The organism is Telmatobacter sp. DSM 110680, from assembly GCF_039994875.1.
Classification (GTDB): domain Bacteria; phylum Acidobacteriota; class Terriglobia; order Terriglobales; family Acidobacteriaceae; genus Telmatobacter.
On record NZ_CP121196.1, the window covers coordinates 938079 to 950603 of the forward strand.

At 57.9% G+C, this 12525-nt stretch carries 10 protein-coding genes; 4 read left to right on the forward strand and 6 right to left on the reverse strand.

Annotation, left to right across the window (positions count from 1 at the left end; genetic code table 11):
• Positions 1-64 precede the first annotated feature (64 nt).
• Positions 65-2905: an ABC transporter permease gene (locus P8935_RS03720; RefSeq protein ID WP_348263673.1), complete on the reverse strand. Its 2841-nt coding sequence runs from the start codon at positions 2903-2905 to the stop codon at positions 65-67.
• A 23-nt stretch (positions 2906-2928) separates the two neighbouring features.
• Positions 2929-3267, reverse strand: a complete 339-nt coding sequence (locus P8935_RS03725) for a PadR family transcriptional regulator (RefSeq protein ID WP_348263674.1) — start codon at positions 3265-3267, stop codon at positions 2929-2931.
• A 295-nt stretch (positions 3268-3562) separates the two neighbouring features.
• Here P8935_RS03725 and P8935_RS03730 point away from each other — a divergent pair, with 295 nt between their 5' ends.
• Positions 3563-4147, forward strand: a complete 585-nt coding sequence (locus P8935_RS03730; protein WP_348263675.1) for a DinB family protein — start codon at positions 3563-3565, stop codon at positions 4145-4147.
• 80 nt (positions 4148-4227) lie between these two features.
• Here P8935_RS03730 and P8935_RS03735 read toward each other — a convergent pair whose 3' ends face one another.
• The gene (locus P8935_RS03735) at positions 4228-6654 is read right to left on the reverse strand and encodes an ABC transporter permease (protein WP_348263676.1); all 2427 of its coding nucleotides are present in this window, start codon (positions 6652-6654) and stop codon (positions 4228-4230) included.
• 327 nt (positions 6655-6981) lie between these two features.
• Positions 6982-7614: a hypothetical protein gene (locus P8935_RS03740; RefSeq protein ID WP_348263677.1), complete on the reverse strand. Its 633-nt coding sequence runs from the start codon at positions 7612-7614 to the stop codon at positions 6982-6984.
• A gap of 190 nt (positions 7615-7804) precedes the next feature.
• Between P8935_RS03740 and P8935_RS03745 the strand changes: the two genes are divergently transcribed.
• Together P8935_RS03745 and P8935_RS03750 are read left to right on the forward strand one after the other, a co-directional pair.
• Positions 7805-9724, forward strand: coding sequence for a winged helix-turn-helix domain-containing protein (locus P8935_RS03745; protein WP_348263678.1), 1920 nt, complete (start codon positions 7805-7807; stop codon positions 9722-9724).
• 70 nt (positions 9725-9794) lie between these two features.
• A complete protein-coding gene (locus P8935_RS03750) occupies positions 9795-10892 on the forward strand; it encodes a Rieske 2Fe-2S domain-containing protein (protein ID WP_348263679.1) in 1098 nt (365 codons plus the stop codon).
• A gap of 53 nt (positions 10893-10945) precedes the next feature.
• Here P8935_RS03750 and P8935_RS03755 read toward each other — a convergent pair whose 3' ends face one another.
• Entirely contained in the window at positions 10946-11260 is a 315-nt protein-coding gene (locus P8935_RS03755; protein WP_348263680.1) for a hypothetical protein, read from the reverse strand.
• Between the two features lie 195 nt (positions 11261-11455).
• On the opposite strand from P8935_RS03755, the gene P8935_RS03760 reads away from it, so the two are divergent.
• Positions 11456-11878, forward strand: a complete 423-nt coding sequence (locus tag P8935_RS03760) for a hypothetical protein (RefSeq protein WP_348263681.1) — start codon at positions 11456-11458, stop codon at positions 11876-11878.
• On the opposite strand, the gene P8935_RS03765 is transcribed toward P8935_RS03760, so the two are convergent.
• The gene (locus P8935_RS03765) at positions 11847-12464 is read right to left on the reverse strand and encodes a hypothetical protein (protein ID WP_348263682.1); all 618 of its coding nucleotides are present in this window, start codon (positions 12462-12464) and stop codon (positions 11847-11849) included. The genes P8935_RS03760 and P8935_RS03765 overlap by 32 nt on opposite strands.
• Between the last annotated feature and the right edge of the window lie 61 nt (positions 12465-12525).

The window sequence follows — 12525 nt, forward strand, 5'->3', positions numbered from 1 at the left end:
CAGTTCAAAGAGTTCGCGCGGACTGGCAGATCAGCGGCTGACTAAGAAGTGTAACTTCCTATCGTCATTCTTCACGCAGAGCGATCATGGGATCGATCCGCATCGCCCGTTGAGCGGGGATCAAACATGCGGCGACCGCCACAAGTGCCAGAAGGATCGAAACAGTCGCGAACGTAACGGGATCGTTGGGCCGCACCCCATAGAGCAAGCTGGTCATGAGACGATTCGCGGCCATCGATGCGCCGGTGCCGATGGTCGCACCGATAAACGCGAGTACCAGTCCGTGGCGGATCACCAGCCGCATCAAATCGCGCCGTTGCGCGCCGAGAGCCATGCGAATGCCCAGTTCGCGGGTGCGCCGCGCCACTTCGTAAGAGAGCAATCCATATAGGCCGATGCAAGCCAGCACCAACGCCAGGCCTGCGAAAAAGCTCGACAGTCGTGACATCAATCGTTGCTGAAAAAGAGCTTGATCAATCTGCTGAGTCTGAGTTCGCACCTCGAAGAGCGGCAGATTGTTGTCCAGCCCCGCCACAATGCGCCGCACCTGATTCACAAGCGCGTTGGGGTCGCCGCTGGCACGCAGCTCAAAGTGGGCGCCATTACCCACCAGCGGCACGAACATGATGGGTCGAATGTCGCTCTGCAACTGATCGTACCTGGTATCGCTGACGATGCCGACGATGCGGTAGCCGGGCTGAGGACCAGTTGCAGGTTCATCTTCCTGCGCGTCGCCCATATGCCTGCCGACGGCGTCCTGATGCGGGAAAAATTTTTGCACAAAAGCGTGGTTGACGATTACGGGAACGGGAGCCACTGGAGATTCCGTCTGCGGATGCACAGAAGCGGCTGTGCGCGCGCCTCCTGAACTGCTTGATGCCGCGGCTGCTTCAGCGGCAGCCGTCATCACCGCGCTCGTCTTCTCCGCCGCGGCGAAATCCGTTGCTGTAAACGGGCGCCCTACCAAAATAGGAATGCGCATCATCGAGAAAAAATCGGATCCAACCGCGAGAGTCGATGTATCGATATTGGTTTTGGGAGGGGCGCCGTCCAGGTGAATATCCGTGCCAGACCAACTTCGACTCAATAGCGCACTTTCGGAATAACTGGCAGAGACAACACCGGGCAACGAAGCGAATCGTTCCTGCAATTGACGGTAGAGCTGCGCGGTTCGTTCATCCTTATATCCGGCCAGGCCTGGATTGATGCCGAACAAGAGGATGTTTTGTGTATCGAATCCTGGATTCACTGCCTGGATCATTCTGAGGGTGCGAACCATTAATCCCGCGCCAACCAGGACCACGATTGACAGCGCAACCTGTGCTACGACCAGTGCGTCGCCGAGCCTGAAGCGCCTTCCAGCTTGCAGGGCTCCGCCCGGAATGGACGAGGAGTTTTCACGGAGCGATGGGGTGATGTCAACGCGAGATCCTCGCAGGGTCGGGACAAGTCCACATAGAACACCGGTGGTGAGCGTGATCCCGGTAGTGAACGACAGCACGCGCCAATCGAGATGAATGGTGAACGGGAAGGGCTGGTCGAGGCCGCTGGACACAAACGTGGTGATGGCATCGACGCCCCAGAGGGCCAGCAAAATGCCAAGCGCACCACCGGCGACCGAAAGCAGAACGCTCTCAGTGAGAAGTTGGCGGGCGATGCGGGCGCGTCCAGCGCCAAGTGCCTGACGCACTGCCAATTCTTTCTGACGCTTGGTCGAGCGAGAAAGGATGAGACCGGCGACGTTGGCGCAGGCGATCGCGAGAACGAGGCCAACCGCGACCATGATGAGATTGAGCATGGGAGCGATCTGTCTACTTTCGCCGTTGAGGGCCTCGCGCCCGGGCAACAGTCGCATCGCGGGATCGTCAGCTTCAGTGAAGGCCGGCTTGGCTCCATGCAGCACTTCGGCGCGGAACAGGGCGTTGACCTCAGTTTGGGCCTGCTCTATAGAAACTCCAGGTTTGAGGCGGCCAGCGGCCACGACCCACCACGTAGATGCATCCGAGAGCCTGTCACGCGTACCCCACCATGAGCTTTTCACCTGCCGCGAGAGTGAAAGAGGCATGAAGAAGTCCTGGCGCTTGCCGGGCGTGAGACTTGTAAAGCCGGGACTGGAGACACCTACGATGGCAGCTTCGACGTTGTTGAGGCGGATCACACGTCCCACTGCGGATGGGTCTGCGCCGAACGCGCGGTTCCAATAGCCATAGTCCAGAACGATCACGGGAGATGCAGTAAGTGCGTCATCTGTGGGGAGCAGCGGACGTCCGAGAAATGTCCTCACGCCAACCGTTGAGAAATAGTCGCCTGAAACATAGAGTCCACGCGCGATATCTGCTTGACCGTTACCGCTGAAATCCACTTCAAGAGCGCCGGCGAATGCGGCCACACTGGAGAATGCGTTCGTGCGGCTGCGCAGAGTCTCAAAAAACGGGACCGAGAGCGAGCATTCTTCAGCACAGTCGCCATAGCTGCTTTGTCCGTGTAATTTCGGCCTATTGTGAGCTGACCAGCTGAAGATCACCAGGTGTTTCGGATCTTCGACGGGGAGAGATTGCAACAGCACCGCGTCAATGACGCTGAAGATTGCGGTATTTGCTCCGATGCCGAGAGCGAGCGTGAGAATGGCAACGGCGGCAAAGCCTGGCGACTTTGCCAACATGCGGAGCGCGTAACGCAGATCCTGCAAGGTCTGCTCAATCCAGAGCATCGTTCGTTCATCGCGATGCGCCTGTTTAGCTTGTTCAACGCCGCCGTATGAGCGACTCGCCGCTAACCGCGCTTCTTCCGGCGACATGCCGCGACGAACAAATTCATCCGTCAGCAAAGTCAGGTGCGATGCGACCTCGCGCGCCAAATCCTCCTCCGCACGATTGTTGCGAAAGAGATTCGAGAACTGTCTCAAGAATCGTTTCCATCGCACCATTATTACTGCTCCTCTGTCAGCAATTTTTCGACCACACCAACCATCTGTCGCCAACGTGCTGTCTCTTCATCAAGCGCCTTCAATCCCGACTTGGTGATGGTGTAGTACCGGGCCTCACGATTGTTTTCTGTCTTACCCCAGGATCCGCGGGTCCAGCCATGCTGCTCCAGCCGCACGAGCGCCGGATAGATGGTGCCCTGATTTAAATTCAGCTGATCGCCGGAGACTTGCTCCAAGCGGCTGGCAATTCCATAGGCGTGCTGAGGGCCCATGGTCGCCAGAGCGCGCAGAATCATCATGTCGAGTGTGCCTTGCAAAATGGGTAGCGTCGTTTTCTTCACTTGGCATCCAAGTAGACAGCGCATTTTACTTGGATGTCAAGTGAAACGTTCTTTTTTGTGACGAGTTGCATGGATTGCGTGATCTCGCAAAAAAGTCCCGCGCGAGACTGCTGCACAAGCAATGCGCAACTGGGCGCTGCGAAAATCCGTCCTGAAACTATTTCGCTGCCTTCTGCAACAGATTTACAGATTGGAGCTATCGGTACTGTCGATCTATCTGCTAGATTTGCCCTCACGCGGCCATGTCCCTTTTCTTTCTCAAGCAGAACGAGATGGTCGCGCAAGGAGAGTCTCGATGAACATCCCCACACATTTTGCCGGTCGCATCCTGTTGTGTTGCGCCGTTGCTGCGGCTCCGGCCTTTGCTTTTGCTCAAGCTGCGGCGCCGTCCAAGCCAGCGGTCGGCACGCAGATGACACCGTCAGCCACTTACGACAAGCTGCTCTCCGGCATGGAGAAGGAATTTGTAGATGCCGCTGAGGCCATGCCCGAAGACAAATTCAATTTTGCGCCGCCAGCTAGCGCGGGAGATTTCAAAGGCGTGCGTTCCTTCGGTGGCCAGGTCAAGCACGTTGCCGAGGCCAACTATTACTTCTTTGGCGGCGGCATGTCCGAAGCCGATATGAAGGCCAAGTCAGACGCCATCGAAAAGCTGACTGCGAAGGCCGACATCATTCAGGCGTTGAAAGACTCGTTCACGCAGGCGCACACCTTTATTGGTGGGATCACACCTGAGAATGCCTTCGTGATGACGGCCAGTGGCACGCGGGGTGGGATGTCTGCATTCGGCATCGCGCACCTGATGGACCACTACGGCCAGATGGTGGTTTATCTGCGCATGAACGGCATCGTACCGCCGGCTAGCCGCGGCAGCATGTAAGCTGCCGCAAGCAGCGGTAACAAGCAAGCCCGGGTCATCTAAGCCCAGGTTCATCGTTGGGGTGAGCCTGGGCTTTGCTGTTATTGTTCGCGAATCGCGGATACCGGATTCACACGCATGGCGCGATGGGCGGGCAGGTAGCAGGCCATCATCGCCATCACTCCCAGCAGCAAAACTACGGCGATCACTGTGAGTGGGTCGGTTGCGCTGATCCCATACAACATCCCGGCGATGAACCGTGTGAGGCCAAACGCGAGCAAAAGACCGAGCAAGAGCCCCATACCAGTTAGTCGAAGCCCCTGCATGAGAACGAGGCGAAGGACGTCCGCGCGCGATGCACCGAGAGCAACGCGGATTCCGATTTCATGGGTTCGTAGTTGTGTGCGGTAAGAAATCACCCCGTAGATACCGGTCGCTGCCAGGATCAGGGCGATGATTGCGAAGATTCCAGCGAAAGTACTGGCCATGACCGGGAATATGGTGGAGGCGCGGGTGGTTTCGCGAAGAGAGCGGACATCAAAGAGCACAAGTTGCCGATCGACCTGATGAATGGCTTCCTCGACGACTCGCGCCATCGAGTCTGGGTCGCCGGAGGTCTGGACCATCAGCGTTGGTTCGTCCGGGTTCTGGAAGAAGCTCCGGTAAACCATCGGCTCCGGCGTCTCGTTCACGAACTGGTGCTTGGAGTTTTTTGCAATCCCGATCACGGTGTACATGCGCCCCCAGATCTTCACGTGACGGCCGATCGGGTTTTCACCGGGCCAGTAACGGTTGGCCAATGTTTGATCGACAATGGCCACCGGTGGTGCGCTGCGGTTGTCGTCGCGGGTGAACTCCCGGCCCTCAGTGATGGGGATTCCCATCAGAGAGAAGTACCCGGCGGTGACATCGGCACGGCGCACCTCGTGCGACTCGTGCATCTTGGGAACGTAATTCTCGGGATAGACGTCGGCATTTCTGCCATTGAAGGAGAGAGGCAGCCAATTGCCAAGCGCGGCAACCTGAACGCCGGGCAGAGCTGAAACGCGGTCGAGAATCTTGTGCTCAATCGCGTCAGCTTCGTTGTCAGAGTAACCGGCGATTCCCAGAGCCATGGAGGCGGTAAGGATGTGGTCCTGCTTGAAGCCGGGATCAGCATCGCTCATGTTTCTGAGCGTACGCAGAAAGAGCGCGGACGAGACGAGCAGGGCTAGCGAGAGAGCTATCTGTGCAACTACGAGGCCGCTGAGTAAACGCCGGTGATGTCCTCCGGAGATGCTGGCGGTCTCTTCTTTGAGCACTTCGGCGGCGTTGACGCGGGAGGATCGCAGCGCAGGGAAGGCGCCACAGATCACCACCGCAAGCGCTGAAAGCAGCACGATGATTCCGATGACGTTGTGATCCACAGTTCCATTCAGGACGATTGGATTTGCGTTGGGCGGGATGAAATCGGCGAATCGCTTGGCGGTCCAGGAGGTGAGGATAAGGGCGAGCACGCCACCTGCGCTGGAGACGATCAATCCTTCGAGGGCCATCTGACGCATGAGCTGCAGACGGCTGGCCCCGAGCGATTCGCGGATGGCGATTTCTCTTCTGCGGGCGACAAAGCGTACCAATGCCAGGGTGGCGACGTTTACGCATGTGAGCAACAAGACGAAGCCGGCAATTGCCAGAAGAATCGGAAGAGACTTGGCCAGATATACGTTCGCGCCAAACGGCGAGCGCCACATCGGATCGAGCGTGATATTGTTTGCGCCGATGTGATCGCTGGGATATTCGGCCACAATCTGGCGCATGAGGTTTTCGAGATCGTCCGTAGCTTGCTGGCGAGTGACGCCCGGTTTAAGCCGCCCCAGCACGTTGAGATAAGAGGCGCTGCGGTGCGTCATTCGGTACCGATCTGTTCCGAGCGGATCGAGAGGGAGCCATGCATCATGGCGTACGCCGGGCATGGCATTGATGAATCCCTCCGGTGCGACCCCAATGATGGTTCCTGATTGGCGAGCGAGCGAAATGGGCTTGCTGATAATGGCCGGATCTCCGCCGAATTTGTTCTTCCATAACGAATAGCTGAGCACCACGAAGCGCGCGCCGCCCTCCCGAGCTTCTTCGTTCGGCAAGAAGAAGCGGCCGAGTTCGGGCTTTACACCGAGGACGTCGAAGAAGTTGGACGAGACGTTTGCCACGTAGATTCGATCGGGGGTTCCGTTGCCGGTCAAGGTCAGCCAGTCGTGGTGATAAGCAAGCATTCCGCTGAAGGTGCGGTTCCGCTCGCGAAGGTCACGGTAGTCGAGATAGGAGAGAGGCGGGGCGGGCGAGGTGCTCCACTGGCCGCGCATGACGCTCACCAGTTCGCTGGTATTCCGGGCCTTTGGAATGGGGTGCAGCATGGTCCCGTCAATCCAACTGAAGACCGTGCTGTTAGCACAGATAGCGAGCGCCAGCATCAGCACTGCGGTAATTGTGAATCCCGGACTCTTGCGCAGTTGCCGCAAGGCAAAGCGAACATCCTGAAGCAGTCCCGTCATGGACAGCCTCCTTAAGGAACGTTGCTCCCGGGGAATAAGAGTATTGATAACTGCTGTTGCATGCAGTGCGCCAAAGCACCTGCCTTCCTAAGGTCCGCATTTACAGCGACATTGAATCTGCAAACTGCTGCGCCAGTTGATCTTCCCTTGTTCGTTCGCGTAAAAACTGTCCGTTTCCGCACACCTCACAGTCATGACTCGCGCGCCGGCATAACATCTGTGCGGAGTCAAAGCGTGGACCGCTCCTTCAATATCTTCTCGGCACACCCTGCAAAAAAGCCCCGCTCTGACAAGTCAGGGCAGGGCTTGGACTTTATACCGGCAGCATCACAACAAGCCGGGTAAGGATGTTGAGGTGGTGATGCGGGTTGCGGCGATAACGCCGGTAAATGTCACAGCCTTCGTTCCATCGAGGTTATAGGCCACTAGCGTGAAGCTTCCAGCGTATTTATCGCCTTCTTCGTTGAGGGTCAAGTGCTCGGTGATCTGAGCGCCCCCCGTGGGATTGCCGATGCCACTGGGCGCGTTCGCAGTATCGTTGCCGAGCCAGGGCAGGTGGTTGATGAAGTAGGACCGAGGTCCAGTCTTCTCCCAGACGCCCAGGCAGAAGTTCCCATCCTGCGGCGGTCGAGCCGATTCCATGATCTCCGTCTTGTCACTGTGGACGACAACAAATGCGTTGTCGATCATGGGATAGGCGTTGCTGGGGATCGGATTTCCGTTTACGGTGTGGGCGGTGAAGATGACGTGCCACATGCCGACGATCGACGGGGAATTGTCATCGTCGTCATTGAAGAGGGCGGCGTGCATGAAATGCGCCGTACCGATCTGGGGATGCCAGGCGGCGGGTTTGACGTATTTCTTATTGAGACCACACTGTGCGAGGGCGCCAGGCACCATCGCGCACGCGAGAACTAGGACGACCATTGCCGACATCAAGCTGCAATTTCTTGACTTCATTTGAATCTCTCCTCGGCCGGGGAATGCCGGCTGAACCCGAAGCTAACCGCGACAAGCTCTGGTCAAGCAATGAAGGGGAGGTAAAGTCGGAGGTGAAGTTTAGGTAAAGCGCCAACCCCTTTCAAATCGCGTGGTTTCCTGACACACTGGTTGATACTTCCCCCGCAGGAGGTATCGCCTGCCCGCCCCCGTGTCTCATGCTGTGACCGGTCTTGTCTTTGAATTCGGCGACTTCCGCCTCGATTGCGGACGTTTCGAACTCGTGCGCGGTGGTGCCCCCTTGCGTGTGGAGCGCAAACCGCTCGAGCTTCTCATCCTCCTCGTCTCGCGTCAGGGCCAGCTCGTCACTCGCGCTGAGATCGCTCAACATCTCTGGTCCAGCGAAGTTTTTGTCGATACCGAACACGGCATCAACACCGCCATCCGCAAGCTGCGTCACCTCCTTCGCGACGACCCGGTAGATCCGCAGTTCATTCAGACGGTTACGGGGATGGGTTATCGCTTTGTCGCTGCCACCGTAGCGATCGGAGAGTCAGCCACGGAGTCTTCTGCGGCTTCTTCCGTGGACTCTTCGACCTCAGAACCAGTCATTGCGCCCGAAGCTCCCCCACCGCCTCCCCAGGAATTACCGAAGAAACCGCTCGCCGTTCAAATTGCCATCGTTGCCCGCTTTGTCGCGCTTACTGTTCTGTTTATCGTGATGGGAATTGGTCCGCGACAGATTGCAGGGCTTCTGCATCGCGATGCGAACCCACCTATCACTTCTCTGGCCGTGATCCCTCTCGACAATCTCTCGGGCGATCCGAATCAGGAGTATTTCGCCGACGGCATGACCGACGAGTTGACGACCATGCTTGCCAAGGAATCGACCCTGCGCATTGTTTCCCGGACGTCTGCCATGCAGTACAAGGCTGCCCACCGTCCGTTGCCCGAAATCGCTCGCGCCCTCAACGTCGACGCCATCCTCGAGGGTTCCGTATCCCGCTCCAACGGCCAGGTGCACATGACCCTTCAGCTCATCCGCGCCGACACCGACGCGCACCTCTGGGCTGAAAGCTATGACCGCAGCGCAAACGACGTCGCCGCACTGCCGAATGAGGCCGCGGAGGCTATCGCGCACCGGCTTCACAGCGCAGTCGCCGCTCAGGGAACCGTCCACACTCTAAGTCCCGAAGCGCATGATGCCTACCTGCGAGGCCGCTATTTTCTCCAAAAGCGCGAACCGGACAAAAGCGCGGCCTACTTTCAGCAGGTCGCTTCCATCGATCCTTCATGGTCCCAGGCATACTCCGGTCTTGCCTCCGCCGTGCAGATCGAAGGTGTCTTCGGCAGCATCGGACCGCAGGATGCGATGACCAGGAGCGATGCGGCTGCACGACGGGCCATTGAACTCGATCCCGACAACGGGGAAGGATATTCTGCACTCGGCCTTACGCAGGCCATCTTCGAATGGAACTGGTCGGACGCAGAAGGGAATCTGAAGCGAGGAATTGCACTGAGTCCCAATAGCTCTGACGCCGAACTGAATTTTGCGGTTTACCTCGACGCGGTTAACCGTCCGGAAGAAGCCGTTAAACACATGCGAAGAGCGTTGGAGATCGAACCGGTTTCGTTCATACTCAACCGGCACCTTGGATCGACGCTCTTTTTTGCACGGCACTATGATGAAGCGCTCGTACATCTGCAGCAAGCCTTGGAGATGGAGCCCGACAAACGAAGCTTCGTGGCTGGATGGGCAAGCAGGATCTATGAGATGAAAGGAATGCGGGATGAGGCTGTGGAGTCTGACGCATACGAGGCTGAGATGGAAACATCGGCTGCCAAAGCGAGCAGCCTGCTTGCAATCTACAGACGCGATGGGTGGAACGCCTACTGGGAAGCACGAATGAAGATCCTGCTAGCCCGTCAGAATGAACACTGCGTTCCTTACGATATCGGGGTCAATTACATCCGCCTCGGAGAACCAGATCTGGCATTTGCACGAATCAGTGCGGCCATTGACCAGAAGTGCTGGGAGTCGAACTGGATGATGGTGGACCCAACCCTGGACAGTATCCGATCCGACAGTCGATATAAAGACCTTCTTAAACGGATGAATCTGCCACATTGATCGGGCAGCCCGTCCGGTCCTGGGATGCAACTGCGCGCCACGCCTAACTGAACTGTTATCTTGATCCCACATGCCGCTGGTCACGACAACTGAAGCCGGAGTGCCGATCCAGGGACCGAGCGCGACCCTTATCTACGACGACTGGTATCCGGCTCTGCGCACCAACACTCTTCGTAAGGGCAAGCTGGCGACGGCGATGCTCCTCAACTATCCTCTGGTGCTCGGAAGGTTAGAGAGCGGGAAGCTCTTTGCGATGCGCGACAGCTGTCCGCACCGCGGGATTCCCCTGAGCGAGGGCTGGTTCGATGGCAATCGCGTGACGTGCCGGTACCATGGCTGGGAGTTTGAACCGTGCAGCGGACGATGCGAGTTGATTCCTTCGCTTTCGAGCCACGACCATCTGGATGCGACGCGCATTTACGCGACTGCATTTCCGTGTGAAGAGCGGGATGGGCATGCGTGGGTTTATATCCCCGGTCCCGGCGCCGGAAAGCGTTCGGCAGCCGAGCTTTCCCGCGCAGTCCCGGAACTTGCGAAATTTGGGTCACGTTTTCGCAGGGCGCATCTCTCCGCAGACCTGCCGTGCAATGTGGACCACGGAATCATCGGGCTGATGGATCCGGCGCACGGACCGTTTGTGCATCAGGCATGGTGGTGGCGTTCGCGAGCCAGCATTCGCGAGAAGACCAAGAAGTTCGAGCCGATTCCGGAGGGCTTTCGCATGAGCGCGCATGCCCCCAGTGGCAATTCGGCGCCTTACAAGCTGCTCGGCGTTTATGGGCAGCCGGTGGAAACGACAATCGACTTCACGCTGCCAAACCGGCGGACGGAAATCATCCGTTGCGGCGATAAGTGGTTCTCTTCACTGACGACGGTGACTCCAGTGACTGCGTCGACGTGCCGCATCGACGTGATCGCTGCGTGGAATGTTTTTTACAACGTGCCCTTTCTGACCCCTATCGCAAAATTCTTCGGCGCGAAATTTGTGCGGCAGGACCAGGAGACGATGATTCAGCAGGCTGAGGGGTTGAAACACAATCCCAGCCTGATGCTGATCGATGATGCAGACAAGCCGGCGAAGTGGTACTTCGCGTTGAAGCAGGCGCGGCTGGAAGGAATGGGGAAACACCCGCTCGATGGGCCTGTGGAACTGCACTGGCGGAGCTAGGTGAACAACTCGCTGTTGAACGGGCCGCAACCAAGCGCGGGGATTCGAACCAATCAGCCTGCCTGGGGTTCGTCTTCGCCCTGAGTCAGTTCGTCGTTGTCTTCGCCTTCGATGGAGATGCGCAGAGAGCGCAGGAAGTTCACATCGTTTTTGGTGAAGGTGCCGCCGGCGGCTTCAGCTGCGGCATCGGCTTCCTCGGTTTCCTTGGAGACCTCGTTCAGGCCGATGGTGGCCTCAAGCATCAGGAGCACATCGAAGCCGTGCTTGCGGATGTCCTGGACGACGCCGGCGATCTGCTCGCTCTCGATAACGGACTCGTGGATTGCCTCTCCGAGTTGCTGGATCAGTTCGCGCAGGCGAGATGTCACTGGTTTACCTCCGGCAGCGGCCGGCGCTGAGGAATGCGCAGGAGCGGCGATTGATTTCTATTACCTTACTTGGCAAGCGGAGATCCGGCAACTGGCTTCGGCTGGGTATGCGAGACCGGGTTGCATGAGGACCGTCGCTGCTACCATCATATCCGGGGCCCCGCAACGGGCCTTTGTTGCAGGGGTGGTAACGGAGTGAGACCTCAAACCATAGGCCGGGTGCTGGGCGTGGGTGTTCGTGTGGCGGGGCGCCTCGCGGGACAGGCCATCATGGGTGAAGGCCAGCAGAACAATGCGGCGAGTGGCCAGGCGCAGCCGGGGGCAGTCCCGGCCAATGCCGGGACGCGAGGGCGCGTTGCCGGGCAAACCGCGCGCGGCGTGACACGCGGACTGGGTGGATTCTTCAAGCCGTTCCGGAGTGTTGGCGGCAAGATCTGGCTGGAAGTGACGGGAGTGTTCTTCCTGCTGCCGGTGCTGGTGTTCAGCCCATTTGTGTGGCGAACAAGAGCCAGTTGGCTGCATGGACCAGATCACCGGTCGTTTGTAGCCTCGGCAGTGATCATTGTAATTTTTCTGTATCTCGGGGTCAGCAGTTTTTGGCGGGCGGGGAAAAAGTAGTGCGTCTTTTTTTGGGCAGCGCTACACCCAGGATGCCTCGTAGTTCTTCGCGTTGAGGCTCAGACAGGCCCGCAAGGCTCATGCCGAAACACGCACCCGACTGGAAAACGAGAACGACGACTCCGTTTTTTTCGCGCCAGTCTTTATAAACATTCCATCCGGTCTGCGATGAGGTGCCTGCCGTGTTTTGGGTCGAGATCGACTCGGGCGTGATGTTGACCGTGAATTGCCCCTGCATGAAGGGATCTTTCCGATAGATGCGGCGCAGGCGCGTGGGCACCGAATAAAAAATGATAAAGATCCATACGCCGCCCAGAAGTATGAACGGCCCAACATTCTCAAGCAGAGCGGGCATGAGCTGCGGATGATTCTTTGGTTCATCGTCCTGTGCTTCCATAGCTGGCTGCTGATCGAAATCGGCGGCATGTTGCCTGCTTTTTTGAACAACCGCCCAGAGCAAGGTGAGGCAGACAAAGATGAAAACCCAAAACATAACGATTTTGAAGACAGATTGGGACGACACTTTCCGCCCCAGCTTCGACGCCCGGATGTACTCCGCTTCGGTTAGTCTGTAGGAGAATTCCATGCCGCCAGCCTAGCATCCTTATCGCGTTATATTGACTAACTCAAGCTAGAGCCGAGCGCCG